Genomic DNA, 21,285 nt, shown 5'->3' with positions numbered 1-21,285 from the left:
GTATTTAAATAATTAATAAACTCTAAAGCCTGACATCTTGACTATTTCAAAATTTCATTAGTACATTTCTATATAGGAATTCCACATTGTGGAAGCCGAGTAATAGCTTAAGAATTTAAGTTTATGATATAAGAAGTGCCTTCATTATGAGGGCACTCTTGATTTTTTATTACTCAATCAGCAAATTGGCGTACTAAACTATTGAGTGTTTCTTTTGCATCTCCAAAAATCATTCTACAGTTCGGTTTGAAAAACAATGGATTATCCACTCCTGCGAAACCAGTTGCCATGCCTCGTTTGAGCACAAATACATTTTTAGCTAAATCGGCATTGATCACAGGCATACCATAAATTGGACTACCTACCATCTCTCGTGCTGCTGGGTTAACTACATCATTTGCGCCAATAACTATTGCAACATCAAAACCTTCAATACGAGGGTTAATTTCATCCATTTCGAACAATTGCTCGTAAGAGACATCCGCTTCGGCAAGTAACACGTTCATATGACCAGGCATTCTGCCTGCTACCGGGTGAATCGCATATGCTACTTCTGCACCATTGTTCTCTAGCAGAGTTTGCAATTCTTTCATCGTATGTTGCGCCTGTGCTACTGCCATACCATATCCAGGAATGACCAGTACCGACTGCGCTGCTTCCAATACATAAAATGCATCATCTGGGCTTAATGGTTTTATTTCGCCCTCTATCTTCATTTCACTTGTGTGAACTTTTTGAAAGCCTGACGTTAACACATTGACTAAAGAGCGGTTCATCGCTTTACACATAATGTTTGTTAAAATTATGCCACTTGCGCCAACTAGCGCGCCAGCAACAATAAGCAAATTATTTTCTAGAGCGAACCCCGCTGCACATGCTGCTAAGCCAGAGTAACTATTTAGTAATGAAATTACTACCGGCATATCGGCACCACCGATAGGTAATACCAACATCACCCCCATTAACAAGGCCAAACCAATTGCAATATAATGCCATGTAGTAACCTCTGGTTGTGTCACTAATAAATATCCTGATGTAGCTATTGCAAAAATTAGCAATACATTCGCGATGGCCTGACCTTTAAATACAACAGGGCGACCCACAATGCGCTCGCTTAGTTTAGCCCACGCAACTATACTGCCCGAAAAAGTAACAGCACCAATTAACAGCGCTAAAAAGCTTACTACTAATACAAACACTCTAGATGAAGCATCGCTAACTATTGCTGCATATGCAACAGCTAAACTCGCTAAGCCACCTACACCATTAAATAGCGAAACAAGTTCAGGCATTGAAGTCATTTCAATTTTTTTGGCTGCAAATATACCTATTGCAGACCCAAGAATTATTGCTGTGACAATAAATTCAAAAGAGATAATTTGTTTATCTAATAACGTAACCACAACAGCAATTAACATCGCAAGACTTGATAGCAGGTTTCCTTTACGTGCAGTAGAGGGATGGCTTAAAAGCTTTAAACCAAAAATAAAGAGTAATGCGCACAACACATACACAGCATTTATGAATATTGAATAATCCGACATCTCTTTCTCCTAGCGCTTTTTAAACATTGCAAGCATGCGGTCAGTTACTAGGTAACCTCCAACCACATTTACAGTTGCTAACATAACCGCTGCAGCACCGAGCCATGTTGCTAATTGATCAGATTCACCACCGGCTAAACTCAATGCACCGATAACCGTGATACCTGAGATTGCATTGGCACCTGACATAAGTGGTGTATGTAGAGTCGCAGGAACTTTACGTATAAGCTCAAAGCCTACAAATATAGCCAGCATTAGAATAAATAAAAGATATATACCTGTCATGATGCTTGCTCCATCGCTTGCGTTCTTAAATCGCTAATCGTTTTATTTGTAATATTGCCTTGATGGGTAATTACAGCACTTTTTTGAATATCGTCATCGAGATCTATAGAAAAACACTTAGTGTCTTTTCCCCAAAATTCACTAACAAGATTAAGCAGATTATTGGCATACATTTGTGATGCATTTAGCGCAACTTCACTTGGCCAATTACCGGTACCTATCACTTTAACACCTTCAATGATCGTGGTTTCACCCGATACCGAACCTGCAACATTACCACCACTTTCAGCTGCCATATCAACAATCACCGAGCCCGCTTTCATTAGTTTTATCGTGTCATGATTGATTAATACTGGTGGTTTTCGGCCAAACAATTGCGCTGTTGTGATCACAATGTCTGACTGGGCAATACATTGGGCCTGAGCTGCTTGCTGCTTAGCAATTTGGCTTTCATTAAGAGCTTGCGCATATCCCTGTGCTGTTTGGCCTGTTTCACCTAGATCGATATCTAAAAATTTAGCACCTAACGAACGTACTTGTTCTGCTACAACCGATCTTGTATCAAATGCCGTCACAGCAGCCCCTAATCGTTTAGCCGTAGCAATAGCTTGTAACCCCGCGACCCCAGCACCAATAATAAATACTTTTGCTGGTTTGATAGTCCCTGCAGCGGTCATCATCATGGGTAGGATACTGGAAAGCTCTGCTATTGCTTTGGTTACCATGACATAGCCCGCCAGGCTTGCCTGCGAACTTAATGCATCCATTTTTTGACAGCGTGTACTACGAGGTATCATTTCCACACTTAAACTAGTTACTTGATGCTGACACAGCAAGTCTACGTAATCATGGCTATTAAAAGGGTCTAAAAAACTAATAACTGTTTTCCCCTTTGCATGCGCGACATCCTCTACAGGGAGTTTATCTACAGATAAAATAACATCAGCTTGAGCTAATATTTCAGCTCGATTGCTCAATACAGTTGCACCAGCGTTAGTGTATTCTTCATCAGTTATAAAAATGCTTTCACCTAAACCTGATTCAACAATTACATCAGCGCCTAGCAATATATAAGATTTAACATTTACGGGTAATAAGCCACACCGCCGCTCGCGGTTACCCTTTTCTTTTAAACAAACTATTTTGGCCATAAATTTTCCTCATTCCTAAATTTAAGGTGCAGTTAATCCTCCAAAAAATATTGGTGGACACGATTTTAATATCCACTAAGTGGATAAATTTGAATAAGCCCAAACAGCTAAAGCGAAAGTGGTTACTTTATAAAAACTGTTTGGGTATTATCGGGTTGGCGAACGCCAACACAGAGGTAAGACGATCGCTTAATTAAAATGCATAGTTAGTTAACGTAATGCATTTACCTCAATATGATCCATGTCATCAAACTCTTGATTCTCTCCACCCATTGCCCAAATGAATGTATAATTTGATGTTCCAACGCCACTATGAATAGACCAGTTAGGCGATGCTATAGCCACTTCACTTTCTATTGGTAGTGTACGTACTTCAGACGGTTCTCCCATAAGATGAAATACTTTTTCATCTTTTGGTAAGTCAAAATACATGTAAACCTCTGTTCGTCTAAAGTGGGTATGTGGTGGCTTAGTATTCCAAACACTCCCCTTTTTGAGTTCAGTAATACCCATTACTAATTGACAGCTGTCAACAATACCCGGGCGGATAGATTGAAATATAGTGCGCTCGTTTGAGGTCTCTTGCGAGCCTAGCTCAATAAACTTCGCCTTACTTTTTGGTACGTGAACGGTTTTTGTTACACGATGTGCAGGATAAGAAGCTAAATAAAATTTAGCAGGGCTATTCGCATCATTAGATGAAAACTCTACAGTTTTGCTTTCTTTAGCAATATACAAACTGTCGCGATTATTCATTTGATATAATGTACCATCAACAACAATTGCACCCTCACCGCCAATATTTATAATCCCCACTTCACGACGTTGACAAAAGTAGTCAGCTGCTAACTCTTTATGAGTAGGCAGAATAATTGAGTCAGCAACAGGTGTAATACCACCAATCACTGCGCGATCAACATCAGTGTAAGTTAAATTGATTTTACCTGCTTCGAACAATGGTGCGGTCACAAAAGCATCACGCAATTCATCATTACACATTGTTTTATAACTTCTAATATCAGCTGAGAACATAAAGTTCATAAAGACCCCTTTTGTATAAGTAATTTATACATTTTAAAATTTAAATTTGTTAATGACTTAACGCGCCATCCAACCGCCATCAACTAACATTACATGACCGTTTACATAATTCGCTGCACTACTTGATAAGAAAACAGTAGCACCAGCTAAATCTTCTGGCTTACCCCATACACCACTTGGAATGCGAGCTGTTATACTTTGATGACGCTCTTTGTCTTGACGAAGGTTATATGTGTTATCAGTTTCGAAATAACCAGGTGCTATCGCGTTTACTTGAATATTATTGGCAGCCCATTCATTCGCTAATGCTTTTGTTAACTGCGCAACGCCACCTTTGCTTGCGGCATAGGCTGGCACAGTGATACCACCAGAAAAACTTAACAACGAAGCGATATTAATGATTTTACCAGAGCCTTGCTTAAGCATATGCTTACCCGCTTCACGGCAAAATTTAAACACACCATTTAAATTGGTATTAATAACCTCATTCCAGTCGTCATCTGAAAACTCATGTGCAGGTGAACGTTTTATAGTACCTGCATTGTTAACCAGAATGTCGATTCGGCCAAACTCACTGATTGTATCGGCAATGGCCTTGTTAATTTGCTCACCCTCCCCTTGATCGCAACCAAGAGCCAAACAGGTAACACCTTTTTCTTTTAATAGAGAGATTGTACTTGCAACATTTTCAACCTTTGAGCCAATTGCTACAACCGTTGCACCAGCTTCACCTAATGCAATTGCCATTGCTTGGCCTAACCCACGGCTTGCGCCAGTAATAACTGCAACTTTATTCTCTAAGCCGAACTGTTGCTTTAAATATGTGTTCATTATTAAATTCCTATATAAATAGCTTAAATTAAATCTAAAAGTTGAGGTAAAAATTCACTAATCGACGGGAAGATTGTCACTAAAATAAGCGCAACCACCATTGCTACATACAACGGCAGTATTGGTTTAACTATGTCACTAATAGACACTTTACCAATACTACATCCAACGAATAACACGCTTCCCACCGGTGGTGTACATAATCCAATTGATAAATTTAAGATCATCATAATGCCAAAGTGTAGAGGTGAAATACCTAACGACTCAGCGACGGGTAAAAAGATAGGCGTAAAAATAAGGACCGCAGGTGTCATATCCATAAACGTTCCAATTAGTAATAGAGTAATATTAATAATTAAAAGAATCATTAATGGGTTATCAGATAATGCCAACAAAGTTTGGCTAATTGTTTGTGGAATTAACTCATAAGACATTAACCACGACATTGCCGAAGAGGCACCAATCAATAGCATTACAATTGCAGTTGTATTAACAGATTTTAATAAAATAGGATAAAGGTCTTTATAGCTAAGCTCTTTATAAAAAACTAAAGACACAATTAGTGAGTATAAAACGGCAATAGCACCGGCTTCGGTAGGTGTAAAAAATCCACCAATAATGCCACCAATTATCAAAAAAATTAAAAATAGACTTGGAACAGCACCAAAAAGAGATGGCCAGAAAGGCCCTATAGACTCATTTGATAAAGGTTGAATATTTTTACGTTTAACATACAGAGCCGCTCCCCCAATCAACAAAAGCGTAACTAATAAACCAGGTAAGTAACCTGCGATAAACAATGCAGCTATTGATACACCACCACTGGCCAGCGAATAGATTATTAATATATTACTTGGAGGTATTAACATACCTGTTGTAGCAGCAGTTACAGTTACAGCAGTACTAAAAGGCTTGTCATATCCTTCTTTTTGCATTGCAGGAATCATGAACCCACCAATAGCTGAAGTCGCGGCCACTGCAGATCCAGAAATAGAGCCAAAAAGTGCACATGAAATTACATTTACGAATGCTAAGCCACCGGGAAGGCGTCCCACTAATACTTTTGCAAATTCAATCAACCTTAATGCAATGCCACCTTGGCCCATGATGTACCCAGATAAAATAAAGTAAGGAATAGCCAGTAATGCAAAACTATCAATACCAGCTGTTAATCTTTGAGCTATTGTTGTAAGAGCAGGTAATGCATCTATTGTCGCTAACATAGTAACTAATGTTGCAAATATAATAGCTAATGCTATTGGCAAATTAACTAACAATAATAATACGAATACACCAAACAAAATCATGCTTGTCATAAATTCTTCTCCTGCTCAATTGAGTAATTTTGGGCATTAAAGAAGAAGTAAGTGCTATACAATAAAAATAGTAATCCGCTGAAGGGTAATACCATATAGACACCAGCCATCGGCACATTTAGAACAGCAGAGTGCTGACCGAGTGTCCAAGTTAAGTGGACTAAGTTAAACCCACCGATAATCAATACAGAGATTGCAAATATAGCGACTAATAAACAACATAGCTTAAAAATAATTTTGGCTTTCGCTGCAGATAAATTTCTTACAATCAAATCGAAACCTAAGTGACTATGCTCTCGATAGGCATAAGCTCCACCAAGTAAACTAATCCAAATAAGTAAAAATCGAGCAACTTCTTCAGTAAATGAACTCGGTTGAGGTAAGATAAACCTAGTGAGTACTTGCCACGTCACATCAATAACAAGTAGCACCATCATGATAGTGAGTAAAACGCGTAAATAGCAGTCAATCGTTAACAGAAATTGTTCATAAATTTTCATTTTTGCTCTCCGATTTCTTTAATGCTTTCTACCAACGGCTCAAGTAAAGTTCCTTGTAGTGAATCATAGATTGGGCGCACGCTTTCCTGAAAAGGCTTTTTATCTGCAATAATTATTTCAACACCAGCCTCTTTTACTTTTTGTAGTGACATTAATGTCGAATCTGCCCAAAGTGATTTTTGATACTGAGTCGCTTCTATCATTGCCTGATTTAACCATTGTTGCTCTTGAGGCTTAAGCTTATTCCACACTTTAGTACCGATAACAATTACGTCAGGAATTGAAGTATGCTCGTCTAATAAGTAGTATTTACTAACCTCATAGTGCTTCGAGAAATAAAAGCTAGGCGGATTATTTTCTGCACCACCGACGATTCCTTGTTGAAGTGCTGTATATAACTCCCCCCAACTAACAGTCGTTGCCGCACCGCCCATAGTGTTAACCATACTTACAGCTGTTTTACTATTCATAACTCTTATTTTTAGCCCCTGAAGATCTTCAGGCTTCTCTATTTTACGCTTTGTAGAGTAAAAACTACGACTACCTGCATCAAAGTACCCTAAGCCCTTAATCAAAAAGGGAGTACCGGCATCAAGTAAGTCTTGGCCAAGTTCACTATCTAAAGTTTTCCAATAATGTTCATGGTCGTTAAATAAATAGGGGAGGCTAAAAACTTTCATTTGTGGTACAAAAGCTTCAAGCGAGCTCGCAGAAACTTTCGTCATTCCCATACTACCAATTTGGAGGAGCTCAAGAACCTCACGCTCAGTACCCACTTGAGCTGACGGATAGATAATCAGGCGCATAGTGCCCCCTGATAACTCTTGCAGCACTTCATTCATATAAACAAGTGACTTATGGACTGGATGTTTAGTATCTAAATGATGGGCTAAGCGAATTGAAGTTTGACTATCATCCTTACTACCGCACGCAGATAAAAGAAAAAGAACAAAAATAGTAGAAGCAAATCTAAAAAATTTCATAAATCACCACCTAATAAACATATATCGCGATTTATGATGGCACCTTTATACATGATGACCGTACTAGCACATTGCTGCCCAGCCTTAATACAAGCTTCGTCGTTTCGACCTTGTAACTTAGCAGCTATATATGCTCCATTGAATGAATCACCTGCGGCTGTTGTATCAACCGGAGTTAGTACTGTTTCTAATGGATAAAATGTACATGCTTTATCTTTATAAAAATGACAACCGCGGTGACCATTCTTCACAACAACTTCAGAAGTGCCTGAATCCACCCAACGAGTAATACAATCTTCTATTGAGTGGGTTCCATATAAAGCTTTTTCATCATCAAAGCTCAGTAATGCAATATCAGTTAACGACATCATCTTCGTAAAAACTTCTATTGCATCATGAGTACTCATCCAATTATTTATCCGGTAATTATTATCAAATATTACTATTCCGCCTTCTTTACGGTATTGCGATAGGCAATTAAATAGCGCAACTAAATCATCTTGAGGGTAAAGGGAAAGAGTTATTCCGCTTAGGAATATCATTTCATAAGATTTGATTTCATCTAATATGACAGGATAATCAGAAAGCATTGTGCGGACAGGAGAGTTTTGTCTCCAATAGTTAAAGTAACGCTCGCCATTTTCATCATTATTAATAATATATAGGCCAGGCAATTTACTGTTTTTAATTCTTACATGGTTAATACCCACACCTTCACTGCGCCAAGCGTCCAGCATATTTTGGCTGTAGGGATCATCACCTAATACTGAAAAGTAATCGGCTTCGCCATTGCATCGACATAAATAAATAGCAGTGTTTAAAGTATCTCCGCCGAAGCCCATTTTAAATTGGTCATCACTTTGTTGACTCAATTCAATCATGCATTCACCTAGTACAGCTACTTTCACAATTACATCCTTAGATTAAATCTACATAAGCCACTATCGATAATTCACTGCTTTAGTATTCTTATTGTTCAAGAAGTATTTAGCTGAATGATTCTAACTGCAGGTTATGTGATTGTAAATGATTATATTGAGCGATAATGACTGAACGTAATATTTTTGTCAAACTCGTAAATATTATATTAAGTGTTTTTATCTGCTAAAACGCCCACTCACCTAATGGTTAATACTAAAAAAGTTAGAGGCTGCATAAAAAAATCAAATAATGTCAAAAAATGTCTTTTATGGTCAGGTGTGATATAGTTATATGACTAATTTTTTAATGGTTAATTTCTATTTAATATGAATAAATCTTCTGTAAGTATTGTCACCAATGAACAATCATTACCTATGCTAGAAAAGCATAGGCAACAATTAATCATAGACATTTTAGAGCAACGCCAGTTTGCGAGTGTGCGTAATCTAACTCAGTTGCTAAATGCTTCAGAAGCTACTATCAGACGTGACATTACTAAAATGTCTAAACGTGGTGAAATAACTAAAATTAGAGGAGGTGCAGAATCTATAACAGGAGAGAAGAAGAAAAAAAATATCTCTAGCTCTTCATTTGTTGTAGACAAGACAAAGCAAGCTAATACAAAAAAGCTTATTGCAAAACGTGCGGTTGAGTTATGTTCTGATGGTGACTCCATTATAATCAATGGTGGTAGCTCGACTTTTATGATGGGCGAATACCTTGCTAAGTTACAGTTAAATATACTTACAAACTCTTTTGTATTAGCTAACTACATTACGGAAAATAGTGATAACCAAGTTTCGTTACCTGGTGGCGAAATTTATAGAGATCAAGGCATTATTCTCAGCTCATATGAAAGTGATACCACCGAAAATTATCGGGCTACTATGATGTTTATGGGCACGCCAGGGATAGGGGAATTTGGAGTCATGGAGTCAGACCCCTTGCTCATTAGATCAGAACAAAAATTAAAAAAACAAACTGAGAAATTGGTTATTTTAGCTGACAGTACTAAGCTGGGTCAGCATAGTAATTTTATTTTTTGCCCGCTGTCTGAAGTCGACATTCTAATTACTGACTCGAATGCAGATAAAAAACTAATCAAGGACTTTGAAAGTCAGGGTATAGAGGTAGTTATTGTACCCTGCGCCACACCGTAATCTCGAAACAGAAGCCCTTTTTTCTGGGGCTTCTTCTATGTTTATTACCAGTATACTCGCTCAAATCCTGTATTTCTTATGTAATCTCTGTTCTTAGGGTTATCTACTACTACGACTTCTAAAGATTCATTCGCTAATGACGCATCATTAAACTGAGGGTCATCGATAAACACTTTGTCAGGTACCTTGAGAGGATAGTTCTTTTGTTGTAAATATCTGTAAAAACTATGTATTTTCACATCGCCCATATTAAAACACTCTACGGAAAATTTTTCCCAATTAGTATTAGTTGCTAATATAACAAGCCTATTATATTCAAACTGAGTAATTAGGTTTCGCTCCACTAAAGCTGCTGTAAAACCTCTTGCTGCCTCAATAAAGTTGGCTGTGCTTAATACAATCAAATCGCAGATGTGTATACTTTGCCTGAGTGCAATAATGGCTTGTTTTGGTACAAAATCCTTATCTATTAAGTCTAGGGTTAGCCTTTTAGCTGTATTAAAAATCTTCTCTTGTGCATTTTCAACACCCCGGAGTAAACCAAGTGCACCTACAAGTAGAGTATGCGAGTTTTCATACGTTTTACTTTTTGCTTCCCACGCTAAAACCATCGCTTTGAAACCCGCTGGTTCACATAGCTCTTGCATAACTAAGAACCATAAATCATTGCCACTTTTAGTTAAAGTACCATCAATATCAAATATGTGAGTACGCAAACTCTATACACTCCAGTTTAAATACAATATATAAATCGGCATTATTTTCAGCCTTTTCAAATTCATAAACAAAACAAGTTCCAATCATTTACCGTATATCAACGATTTCCGTTTAACCTAAATAACCCTGCAAAAGGCACCTACTGCAGCTGAGGCTTATAGGTAGCTTGACGAGTAATTTTTGTATTTAACGCTAAATAGTAGACTTATTATAATATTCAACCTGCTCTTTAGAGCCTATAGCTACGGGCACTCGCTGATGAAGGGAAGTCGGCTCAATAGTTAAAATTGACTGGCCTAAGCTTGTTGCTAAGCCCCCACTTTTTTCTATAAGTAAAGCAAGTGGGTTAGCTTCATATAGCAGCCTGATTTTGCCATTACTATTCCCGCTTCTAGTATCTTGTGGGTACAAGAATAATCCACCACGGCTAATAATGCGGTGAACATCACCTACCATAGCCGCATTCCATCTCATGGAAGAACCTGAAAATGCATCACTTTGATATAAAACCTCATCAAAATAACACTGAACCTTTTCTGGCCAGTAGCGATAGTTTGCAATATTCACTGCGAATTCTTTAGTTTTTCCCGGAATATCGAAGTTATTTTCTGTTAACAGGTAGCCTCCATGAGTAGAGTCTAGTGTGTAACAACGCGTTGGGCCTCCTGTCGTCATAACAAGTAGAGTTGAAGCACCGTAGAGGACATATCCGGCACACACCTGCTCTTCACCTTTTTGAGCAAATTGTAGCTCGCTATCATCAGGTACATCATCTTTTGCTTTGTATATTGTAAAAATAGTGCCTATTTGCCCATTAATATCAACATTAGACGAGCCGTCTAATGGGTCGAATGCAACGATATAAGGTGCCTTTGGTGTAGCAGCAACGACAAAGTCTTCTTCTTCTGAGGCAATGGCGCGAACAGAGTCGTCATTTAGCAGCATATCTTTGAGTAGCTGGTTTGCAATAACGTCCAATTTTTTTTGCACTTCTCCCTGAATATTCTCATCTAAGGTTGAGCCAAGTACACCAGCAAGCGCACCTTGACTAACTCTAAAGGAGATCTCTTTAGAAGCTGCTAGAATTGTTCTAATTAACATAATTAGTTCAATGTTAACGTTGTCTTTTTTTAGAGCTGGTATTAACCTTTCCAATTTTTCACCCTTTGTATTTTACTAAACTTAAAGCAGCTATGAAAAATTTAGTTGTCAATTTTAAATACTTTTCATATCTTAAATATTACCCAGTTACTGACAATAAAAATCAAAAGCATAAATAGCTTTATTACTTCCTATTCTATGTAACTAGCTGTTGATAATTAAAGATGACAATATACTACCCATCCTTTTATGTGTATATTCACAATAAAGTTATAAACTGTTTCCATTAATGTCATAATAAAGAGGGTTTATGGTAGGGGCTTCAGAATTAGCTATTTTTGCTATAGTTGTTGAGGAAAACTCATTTAGTCAAGCCGCATTAAAAATGGGGCTATCAAAAACAGCTGTGAGCAAAAAAGTATCTGCTTTGGAAAGTAAACTAAATACTCAGTTACTCTACAGAACAACAAGGAAGCTGAGCTTAACAGATGCAGGTAAACTACTTTTTGAACATGCAAAAGGAATTAATCAGCAAGCGAATGATGCATTTAATGCAGTAAATGAGCTTTCTTTAGAAGTTTCGGGGCATATTGTGATGTCAGTACCGACTATATCCGGAGAGCTATTACTGGCCGATTTAGTTGCAAAATTTTGTAAAAAGTACCCTAAAGTCACTATAGAATTACGCTTAGAAAACAAACTCGTCGACCTAGTTGATGAAGGCGTTGATTTAGCAATAAGAACTGCAGTTTTAACAGACTCATCATTAATAGCAGTGCCTTTGTTAGAGTCAAATTGGGTTGTTTGTGCATCTCCAAAGTATTTAGCCGACGCTGAAGCTATCGTCGATATAAACAGCTTAAAAAAACACAATTGCTTATGTTATGACTTACAAGCTAACGGGAGTAATGAATGGCGCTTTACTCTAAATGAAGGCCTAACTTCAATAATAGTAAATGGCAGTATGTCATCTAATAATGCATTATCATTAAAAAAAGCAGCTCTTAATAACGTAGGCTTAATATACGTGCCTAAGTGTAGCGTCTATGAAGAACTAAAAAGCGGTAAATTGGTACAAGTTTTAAAAAACTATGAAACACGTTCTTTAGGTGTTTTTGCCGTATACCCTTATACACGCCATAAACCAGAGAAGATTACATTACTTATCGATGATATAAAACAAGCCTACCTTTCCCTAAAGCATATTTTCAGTTAAAGCACTTATTTGTATTAAAAAAATCTAGCGGCCTCTTAGTTAAAAGAAGCCGCTGATGATCTATGTTTACTCTGTACTATTTAAAAAGTGAGTTCTTTCTTTAACCTCTATGGTTCTTTGATCTTCATATGCTTTAATATATTCACCTGTGCGCTTACGAAAATATTCAACTTTAGATTTATACTGAGGTAGTAGTGCTAGATTAAATTTTTCTTGAGGATCTTCAATTAAATTATAAAGTTGTAAATAGTTATTTTTATAAAAATCAACAAACTTCCAGTTGCCTGTCCGCATACCAACCATAGGAGGTATCGATACCCTCTTTGGCTGATACATATGCTCAAAGAAAAATTCATCTCTCCACGAAGGTATTTCTTCACCTTTAACCAACCCAACTAGACTGTTTCCTTGATACATTTTAGGAATTGCAACATTTGCATAATCTAAAATTGTAGGGGCTATATCAATGTTAAGCGCCGCCTTATCAATAGTAACTCCTTGCTTAGTATTACGAGGGTCATAAATGATTAAAGGCACTCTAAGGTCTTCCTCCCAACCAAACCACTTACCGGCTAATTGACGTTCATTTAAGCTGTATCCGTTATCTCCAGTGTAAATTACAATCGTATTTTGTAACATCCCAAGTTTTTCAAGTTGAGCGATAATTTGACCCACGCCTTCGTCAACCGCACTGATTGCACGATAATGACGCTTAATCATTTTTTGATACATTGCGTTATTTGCATACCTATATTCCCAACGTACCCGACCAATAGAGTTCTTTAAGAACTCTGGCAACGCTGCAAATGTTTCATCATCTGATAACTTTGCTGGAGGAATTGTAATATCACTATATAAATCTTCGAATTTTGATGGGTAATGGTATTGATCCTCTTTGTCACTGTCGAGTGCATGCGGGTTCCAAAAGTTAACATTGAGCACCCAAGGCTTAGAAGAGCCCTCCATATTTACAATAAAGTCTTTAGCTCTTTGCGCAATATAATGAGTTTGAGGGATTTCGCTACCTTTGTAAGTGTTTGTTTTGGAATGTAGTAACGGCTCAAAATAGTCAAACCTATCGGAATCATCGCCTGAGAGCTTAATTTCATACTTACCAACAAACCCAGACGTATAACCACTATCTTTTAATTTTTTTGGATAAATATTGTCAGATTCAGTAACACCGGTTGCCGGTCGGCTAAAAGTGAAGTCGTGAGTTCGCTCTGTTAGCCCAGTCAATATACTAACACGGCTTGACGCACAAATAGGTGTAGTAACAAATGAATTAGAAAAGCTCACCCCCTGATTTGCTAATGCATCTAAGTTAGGTGTTTTTATAATAGGGTGATTTTTACCTAGCAAATCCCATCGATGATCATCGGCAAGAATAAAAAGAATATTAGGACGTTCATTAGTCGTTTTTTTAATATCCTCTCGTTCAGTACCATAAGAGTTAAACCCTATGGTAATTAAAGTTATCAAAAACAGTGTGTTCAAATATATTTTCATTCTATCCATCCAATAAATTACATCACTACACAGAGCAAAAAAATCAAAATCAATCACAATAGTGACTTATTTAGCTTGAAAATGACAGTTTAAATGTTACTGTAAAAAATAACTGATTAACATACACACACATAAAATGAATTTATCAAAACATTACAGTTTATCTAATAAGACATTTGTTAAGGCATTAATTCTTACATCAATCATGTGCTTTAACGCAGCATGCAGCAACGAAAGGGAAGCAGAAAATCCAAAGCAAACCTCTGAATTAATTGCCGCTCCTGCTGATTTAAAAGTGGGTGAAGGCTTTAAATCTTCTATAGGATACTATGAAAGTGAACCTAAATTCTCATGGCAAATAGGTGAAACAGCTCATTCAAACTTCCAATCAGCTTATCAAGTTCAAGTAGCTACAACTCTTAACTTACTCAAAGAACAGCCCGACTTATGGGACAGTAAAAAAGTTAACTCATCAAGTACTAGCTGGGTTAAATACCAAGGTGAACCTCTTACCTCAAGACAAAAAGTATATTGGCGCGTTAGAGTTTGGGATGAAGAAAACCAAACCTCAAACTGGAGTGATCCGCAAAGCATTGAGCTTGGCCTATTAACAAATAAAGACTGGCAGGCAAAATGGATAGGACATCCTGATACAAAACAAGCTAATCAGCCGTCAAAAACTACTATCGCGACTCCTCAGTATTTTAGAAAGTCATTTAATATCAACAAAGACATAGAAAAAGCTCGCCTATATATCACTTCTAAGGGCGTCTTTAAGCCTTACATTAACGGAGAAGAAGTATCAAAAATTGATGTAATGACCCCTGGCTGGACTCCGTATAATAAAAGAATAGAAACACTCACATACGATCTAACCGATAAGCTTACAAAAGGTGAGAACACCCTAGCATCAATATTAGCAGGCGGATGGTTCTCAGCGAGGATTGCCGACTTAAAAGATACCGATCATGTCCACTCCCCGCTTCTACTTGCTCAGCTTGAAATACACTTTACAGATGGCTCTTCTCAAGTCGTAGCGACAGATCAATCTTGGAAAGTAACACAAAAGGGTCCTATTCGCTTTGCCAGCAATTACGATGGAGAGCATTATTCACAAGCACTAGAACAACCTAATTGGAATATGAATAATTTTAACAGTGCTACATGGCAGAACGCTTATACACAAAAGATTGATCCTGCAATTAAGCTCAGCCCTAAAAGACACGCGCCAATAAGAGTCATTAGTGAACTTTCACCTATTAAAATAATAAATATTTCAAAAGAGAGTGTGGTGTTTGATTTTGGCCAAAATATGGTTGGGGTGCCAGAAATAATAGTTCCGGCGGTTGCAAACCAAAAAATCAAAATAGAATTTGCTGAGGCACTACATATGGGTGAGTTTTATACTGATAACTATCGTAGTGCAATATCAACCAATTATTTCACACCATCAAAATCAGAACGTATTAAATATAAACCTACTTTTACATTTCATGGTTACCGATATATCAAACTATCAGGCTTTGATTCATCAAAAAAACCCTCTAAAGATTGGGTTAAAGCATTGGTTCAACATTCTGATATCAAGCTATACGATAACTTTAACTCTTCTCATACTAAGCTAAATCAACTGTTTAGTAATATTAACTGGGGACTTAAAAGTAACTTTTATGATGTCCCACTAGACTGCCCACAGCGAGACGAAAGACTCGGATGGACCGGTGACGCCAATGCGTTTGTGACACCGTCAATGTACATGGCCGACGCGTATGGATTTTGGTCTGCGTGGTTAGAAAGTATGCGCGAAGAGCAAACTGATAATGGCAAAATCCCATTATATATCCCATATGTCGAATGGATTAAATGGACCTCTTCTGGTTGGGGAGATGCAGCCACAATTATCCCTTGGGAATTATACATAATGACGGGAGATGAGTCGGTTTTATCTGATAACTACGCCATGATGAAGAACTGGCTAAATTATCACGAGAGTCAAAGCAATAATCACATTTCAAATATGCAAACATTTGGTGATTGGTTGCAACCTTACCCTGAGGCTAAAGGAAAAAAAGCAAACCGAGGTGATACAGATTTTAGTTTAATTGGTACGGCGTTCTATGCTCGTTCTGTAGAGTTAACACTTAACACAGCTAAAGTACTTAACCAGCATGCAGATATAGAGCAACTAACTAAATTACACCAACAAATTAAAACGGCTTTTAGAGATACTTTTTTTGATAAAAACTTAATACCCAAAAAAGGCAAGCCCACACAAACAGCTTACTTACTCGCTTTAGAGTTCAATTTACTTGAACCTGCTGAGTCTAAAAAAGCACAGCACCTTCTCATTGAACTTATTGAAGAAGCAGACAACCATCTTCGCACTGGTTTCTTGGGCACACCGTTACTAGCATCGGCGCTGCAAGAAGCAGGTCGCAGCGATTTAGTCTACCAATTGCTATTTAAAGAAAGCTACCCATCATGGTTTTACTCTATCAACAATGGCGCAACAACAACATGGGAACGCTGGAACTCTTATTCACTAGAAGATGGCTTCAACCCGCAAGGAATGAACTCATTAAACCACTATGCATACGGCACTATTTCAAGATGGTTTTATGAAGGTATATTAGGCATAACGCCTATAAAAGCCGGGTTCAGAGAATTTAAAGTATCACCACAGTTTTCTTATCATTTAAATCAAGTCGGTGGAACAGTACAAACAACTAATGGTGCTATTGAGCTTGATTGGTCACTAGAGGGGGATACAGCATCCATTTCTCTCACAGTACCAAAGAACTCCGCAGCAATATTAGACTTGGATCATTTAACTAACGTAACGATTTTACAACACGGTAAACCAGTTACAGGTCAGAAAAAATTAACCCCTGGTGAGTACCTGATTCATGGCAAAATTTAATTATATAGCTGCATTATCAATGCTGGTGCTGACGGCCTGTAGCTCAAGCAAAGTAAAGGCAGATTTAAGCGCTACACAAACTAAAGAGCCCGTTAATGTGTTGATTTTTTTAGTCGACGATTTACGAAGTGATCTGGGTGTTTACGGCCATAAACATGTTAAAAGTCCCAGCATAGATAAGCTAGCAGCTGAAGGGGTAAAATTTAGCAACGCTTATGCGCAGCAAGCAATTTGCGGGCCTTCTCGAGTGAGCATTATGACAGGGTTACGCCCTGAAACGACTGGACTATATACAATTCGTAGGGATGGTCGCCTACGACCTAATCAGCCTGATGTTGTTTCAATGCCACAACTTTTTAAAGAAAACGGCTATAAAACTATCAGTATTGGCAAGGTCTACCATAGTGTAACGGATGATCAAGAAAACTGGTCAACGCATATTAAAAAGCTTGATAATTTTTACGCCAATGCTGAAAACGCAAAAACCCGTTTCGCTTATGAAGCGGGTGATGTTGATGACAACTTTTATAAAGATGGCAAAGTTGCAGCAGATGCAATCAATACTTTAAAGCAACTTAAAGATGATAAGTTTCTAATGTTTGTAGGCTTTAGTAAGCCGCACCTTCCTTTTAATGCCCCAAAGAAATATTGGGACCTTTATGACCGCGAACAGTTTAGTGTTCCTAGTAGAGACAAGCCAGACAATATGTACCGACTAGCTCTCACCAAATGGGGGGAGCTTCGTATGTATGGAGGTATCCCACAAAAGGGAGATGTTGATGATGAGCTAACTAAAACACTTATTCACGCTTACTATGCCTCGGTAAGTTATATGGATGCACAAGTGGGGCGTGTCATGGATGCGGTAGATGAAATGGGCTTACGGGACAATACCATGATCGTTTTTATGAGCGACCACGGCTATAAGTTAGGCGAGTATGGTGCATGGAATAAACACACTAATATGGAATTAGATACAAAAGTGCCTCTGATCATCAGCCGAGAACTATCCCATGACAATCGCCAAACAGGTAAAACGTCGGAGGCCCTGGTTGAAAACATCGATATATTCCCATCTGTAACACAAGCAGCCGGGCTCCCGACTCCCAATATAGATGGTAAAAGTTTATTAACAGTCACTGATCACCCTGAGATGCCATTTAAAAAAGCTGCTTATAGCTTATTTAATCGCGGAAAGATCATGGGAGTAACAGTAACAGATGGCCTATGGCGCTATACCGAGTGGCGAGATGCTAAAACGCAGGAGATTAAAAATACTGAGCTTTACAATCACACCACTAGCAATGTAGCAACCGCCAATGTAGCTGATGACAAACAATACGCAGAAATTAAAGAACGACTCAAAGCGCTTCTGCATGAAAAGTTTCCTCAAGACGCCCCATCGTTTTATGAAAAACGTCACGTAATAAATAATTAAGAAACAACAATGAAATTACTCAAGCTCACTCTACTCACACTCTGTATTGGTATGACAGGCTGCCAATCGTCTACGACACCATCACACAATGACAAGGTGGTTGAAACAGCACACACATTCACTGCTGACTTCACCACTGAGCAAGAAAAACATGGTGAAATTTATGATTTTTTTGACGTTGCAGTCAGAACAGAGGGCGGAAACCCAAAATCTAAACCCGCAACCTTTGGCCGTAAAGCTAAAGTAAATACAGTACGTATGCTAGGCGGATGGTATAACCAAGATCTTACTGGTGATACATATATTTGGGACGGTGAAAAATACGTTTATAATTTCAAAGCAGCAACTGATCGCATTGATAGTTGGCTTGAAAATGATTGGGATATATTCCAGATAGTGCTGGATAACCCACCTTGGGCATTCCAACGTGGCTATACTTTTGTCGAAAAACCTGATGGCATACATTATTTAGCCAAAGACCGAGTCGGCGTATATGGCAACGGTTTACCACCAAAAGACGCTAAAGCCTGGCATAACTACATTCGCGCCTTTATCTCCCACTTAGTCGACACATACGGAGAGAAGCAGGTATTAAGTTGGCGATTTAGAGTTGGTTCAGAAATTGATACTCGCCCACAGCATTGGGCCGCTACACGACAAGAATTTTTTGAACACTATCAAAATACCGTTTTAGCAGTAAAATCTGTACTGCCAAAAGCAGTTATAGGCACTCATTTTCGCGAAGCGACCCACAAAAGTAAGTACATTGATTACACAGGTAACACTGAAGATGCGTATGCTCCACACTTTGTTAGTTGGGCAAAACAAAATAATGTTCCCTATGACTTCTTAGCCATTTCTTATTATCCGCATATCACTCACCCTCATGAGATGGATATGGATGAAGTTTACCAAAAGCAAATAGCCCCCATTTTAGAGCATCCTGATTATAACGCTGACGCTCGCTTTGAAATCCATGAGTATAAATTTATCGTAAAAATGAAACGAGCGGGTTTCGTCAGTGTGGCAACGTCACATAATTCTGCATTTTTTGCCATGCTGTCAAAAATGATGCTAGAAAAAAACATCAAAGATGTATACCAATGGGGAAATGCCAGAAGAGGCTCTTATAGTCCCGAGGCCATGACACAACTAGCCCTCAATGACATGGTCGGCAATCGTTTTTACCGCAATACACGCAGTGAAACTCGCTCAGAAAGAGGAAATTATATCGATGGTATATTTTCTCAAAAACCAAACAACCAAGACATTGATATTCTTATGTTTAGCTTTAATAAAGACAATATGGAATATCAAAAACCCGAGCCAATACAGCTTTCATTACGTGTTGATAAACCAGCTGGTACACAGTTTAAGTATCGGGTTGCGCAAATTGATAATACAAGCAATTTCGATCAACTGTTTTTTGCAGATCACCCGAAAGCCATGCTCCCACAAAGCCAAGGGGGCTGGCGTAAAAACGACGCCCATCCAACTGCATCAGCTACAAATGCATTAAACGAAACAGGGCTCAAAGTTTACAAAGAAAGCCTATCCAAATATGGGAAAATCAACAAACTCAACTGGGGCGAATGGCAACAGGGGAAGACTATCGCAGACAGTAACCCAGCGCATTCGCACGTACAGATAAAAAAGACTCTGCCCTCTTTTGCTGTACAAAGTTACCAGATTCGCTGGTAACAGATTAATTAAACTTTCGGAATGACAACAAATGACAACGATAAAAACACCATTTGCATTGCTGCTGTTAACCTCTCTACTTGGCTGCAGTCAAAACGACACAAATAACAGCGATACATCAAGTAAGCCTATTATTCACGAATCGTTTGAGCAAGGCGGCTGGAATGCTGAGAATACAACTTTACCAATAAGTACCCACCAACCTGGGCTAGATCCATCCCTGCCGATGAATTTCTTATTTGCTCAGCTACAGGGCCCCCACTCTTTCAGTATTGATGAATCTAAAGCACGCTCAGGCAACTACAGTGCAAAATTACTATGGAAAGCAAATAACCCATCACAATGGAACGGCGATCCGCAAAAGCTAGATAACACGGACCGTAAAGCCATGTTTCATGGTAAAAAAGCGCAAAGTAATATCTCAACCGTATGGTATGGATTTAGTGCTTACTTTCCGAGTGAACATACACAGTTTACACAAAATCAAGGCGCACTATTTTTTCAAATACACGGCGCTCGAGATGGTCAAAGTGAACCAAACCGCATCCCACCGGTTGCTCTTAACCTTAAAAAGCAGGGCTTTAGTTTAGGCTATTCATGGGATAGCAAACAAATCAGTACCAGCACCCAAGGTGAAGGCAATGATACCTTAATGATCCCCGCTAACCTTGCTGAATATCAAGATCGCTGGGTCGATTTTGTTTTAAAAGTTAACACCAACCCTTTTCAAGAAAAAGGCGGTATTACTTTATGGATCGACGGTAAGCAAGCCGCAGATATTCAAAACATACAGTTAGGTTACAACGACAAGCAAGGCGTTTATCCCTCTTTTGGTTGGTATTTATGGGGAGAATATGTCAATCGTGACCAAAACGTGATCATGTATTTAGATGACGTTAGGCAAGCTGAGGGAACTGATATTACCTATTCAAATGTCGCACCATGATAGAC

18 protein-coding genes are annotated in these 21,285 nt (G+C 38.3%); 6 read left to right on the top strand and 12 right to left on the bottom strand.

Annotated features, from left to right (window positions below):
• Positions 1 to 173 precede the first annotated feature (173 nt).
• The 9 genes from H5120_RS14470 to H5120_RS14430 all read right to left on the bottom strand — a co-directional run bounded on the left by H5120_RS14470 (position 174) and on the right by H5120_RS14430 (position 8,559).
• Positions 174 to 1,544, bottom strand: coding sequence for an NAD(P)(+) transhydrogenase (Re/Si-specific) subunit beta (locus tag H5120_RS14470; RefSeq protein WP_182675206.1), 1,371 nt, complete (start codon positions 1,542 to 1,544; stop codon positions 174 to 176).
• Between the two features lie 9 nt (positions 1,545 to 1,553).
• Positions 1,554 to 1,829: an NAD(P) transhydrogenase subunit alpha gene (locus H5120_RS14465; protein WP_182675204.1), complete on the bottom strand. Its 276-nt coding sequence runs from the start codon at positions 1,827 to 1,829 to the stop codon at positions 1,554 to 1,556.
• Complete coding sequence (locus H5120_RS14460) at positions 1,826 to 2,980, bottom strand: NAD(P) transhydrogenase subunit alpha (protein WP_182675202.1); 1,155 nt, start codon at positions 2,978 to 2,980, stop codon at positions 1,826 to 1,828. Before H5120_RS14460 ends, H5120_RS14465 begins: the two co-directional genes overlap by 4 nt.
• A gap of 210 nt (positions 2,981 to 3,190) precedes the next feature.
• The gene (gene kduI, locus H5120_RS14455) at positions 3,191 to 4,021 is read right to left on the bottom strand and encodes a 5-dehydro-4-deoxy-D-glucuronate isomerase (RefSeq protein ID WP_182675201.1); all 831 of its coding nucleotides are present in this window, start codon (positions 4,019 to 4,021) and stop codon (positions 3,191 to 3,193) included.
• A 57-nt stretch (positions 4,022 to 4,078) separates the two neighbouring features.
• Positions 4,079 to 4,852: a glucose 1-dehydrogenase gene (locus H5120_RS14450; RefSeq protein WP_182675199.1), complete on the bottom strand. Its 774-nt coding sequence runs from the start codon at positions 4,850 to 4,852 to the stop codon at positions 4,079 to 4,081.
• Positions 4,853 to 4,875: 23 nt separating this feature from the next.
• Complete coding sequence (locus tag H5120_RS14445) at positions 4,876 to 6,168, bottom strand: TRAP transporter large permease (RefSeq protein WP_182675196.1); 1,293 nt, start codon at positions 6,166 to 6,168, stop codon at positions 4,876 to 4,878.
• A complete protein-coding gene (locus H5120_RS14440) occupies positions 6,165 to 6,668 on the bottom strand; it encodes a TRAP transporter small permease (RefSeq protein ID WP_182675194.1) in 504 nt (167 codons plus the stop codon). Before H5120_RS14440 ends, H5120_RS14445 begins: the two co-directional genes overlap by 4 nt.
• Positions 6,665 to 7,651, bottom strand: coding sequence for a TRAP transporter substrate-binding protein (locus H5120_RS14435; protein ID WP_182675192.1), 987 nt, complete (start codon positions 7,649 to 7,651; stop codon positions 6,665 to 6,667). The genes H5120_RS14440 and H5120_RS14435 overlap by 4 nt, the downstream gene beginning before the upstream one ends.
• On the bottom strand, positions 7,648 to 8,559 hold the full coding sequence (locus tag H5120_RS14430) for a sugar kinase (RefSeq protein ID WP_182675190.1): 912 nt from the start codon (positions 8,557 to 8,559) through the stop codon (positions 7,648 to 7,650). Before H5120_RS14430 ends, H5120_RS14435 begins: the two co-directional genes overlap by 4 nt.
• 339 nt (positions 8,560 to 8,898) lie before the next feature.
• Here H5120_RS14430 and H5120_RS14425 point away from each other — a divergent pair, with 339 nt between their 5' ends.
• A complete protein-coding gene (locus H5120_RS14425) occupies positions 8,899 to 9,732 on the top strand; it encodes a DeoR/GlpR family DNA-binding transcription regulator (protein WP_259397841.1) in 834 nt (277 codons plus the stop codon).
• Positions 9,733 to 9,776: 44 nt separating this feature from the next.
• Here H5120_RS14425 and H5120_RS14420 read toward each other — a convergent pair whose 3' ends face one another.
• Together H5120_RS14420 and H5120_RS14415 are read right to left on the bottom strand one after the other, a co-directional pair.
• Complete coding sequence (locus tag H5120_RS14420; RefSeq protein ID WP_182675188.1) at positions 9,777 to 10,379, bottom strand: hypothetical protein; 603 nt, start codon at positions 10,377 to 10,379, stop codon at positions 9,777 to 9,779.
• 262 nt (positions 10,380 to 10,641) lie between these two features.
• Complete coding sequence (locus H5120_RS14415; protein ID WP_182675186.1) at positions 10,642 to 11,604, bottom strand: class 1 fructose-bisphosphatase; 963 nt, start codon at positions 11,602 to 11,604, stop codon at positions 10,642 to 10,644.
• Between the two features lie 256 nt (positions 11,605 to 11,860).
• Here H5120_RS14415 and H5120_RS14410 point away from each other — a divergent pair, with 256 nt between their 5' ends.
• Entirely contained in the window at positions 11,861 to 12,766 is a 906-nt protein-coding gene (locus H5120_RS14410) for a LysR family transcriptional regulator (protein ID WP_182675184.1), read from the top strand.
• A 66-nt stretch (positions 12,767 to 12,832) separates the two neighbouring features.
• On the opposite strand, the gene H5120_RS14405 is transcribed toward H5120_RS14410, so the two are convergent.
• A complete protein-coding gene (locus H5120_RS14405) occupies positions 12,833 to 14,332 on the bottom strand; it encodes a sulfatase-like hydrolase/transferase (RefSeq protein ID WP_310735980.1) in 1,500 nt (499 codons plus the stop codon).
• A 79-nt stretch (positions 14,333 to 14,411) separates the two neighbouring features.
• Between H5120_RS14405 and H5120_RS14400 the strand changes: the two genes are divergently transcribed.
• Genes H5120_RS14400 through H5120_RS14385 form a run of 4 tightly spaced genes read left to right on the top strand, consistent with a single transcriptional unit; the run spans position 14,412 to position 21,280 of the window.
• On the top strand, positions 14,412 to 17,195 hold the full coding sequence (locus H5120_RS14400; protein ID WP_182675181.1) for an alpha-L-rhamnosidase: 2,784 nt from the start codon (positions 14,412 to 14,414) through the stop codon (positions 17,193 to 17,195).
• On the top strand, positions 17,182 to 18,633 hold the full coding sequence (locus H5120_RS14395) for a sulfatase (protein ID WP_182675179.1): 1,452 nt from the start codon (positions 17,182 to 17,184) through the stop codon (positions 18,631 to 18,633). The genes H5120_RS14400 and H5120_RS14395 overlap by 14 nt, the downstream gene beginning before the upstream one ends.
• Positions 18,634 to 18,642: 9 nt before the next feature.
• Positions 18,643 to 20,334, top strand: a complete 1,692-nt coding sequence (locus H5120_RS14390; RefSeq protein WP_182675177.1) for a GH39 family glycosyl hydrolase — start codon at positions 18,643 to 18,645, stop codon at positions 20,332 to 20,334.
• Positions 20,335 to 20,365: 31 nt separating this feature from the next.
• Entirely contained in the window at positions 20,366 to 21,280 is a 915-nt protein-coding gene (locus H5120_RS14385; RefSeq protein ID WP_182675175.1) for a heparin lyase I family protein, read from the top strand.
• Positions 21,281 to 21,285 lie beyond the last annotated feature (5 nt).

The sequence above is a fragment of the Pseudoalteromonas sp. SR43-2 genome (assembly GCF_014163885.1).
GTDB lineage: Bacteria > Pseudomonadota > Gammaproteobacteria > Enterobacterales > Alteromonadaceae > Pseudoalteromonas > Pseudoalteromonas distincta.
The sequence above is the reverse complement of the archived record's forward strand: the minus strand, read 5'-3'. Positions and strand labels throughout refer to the sequence as shown.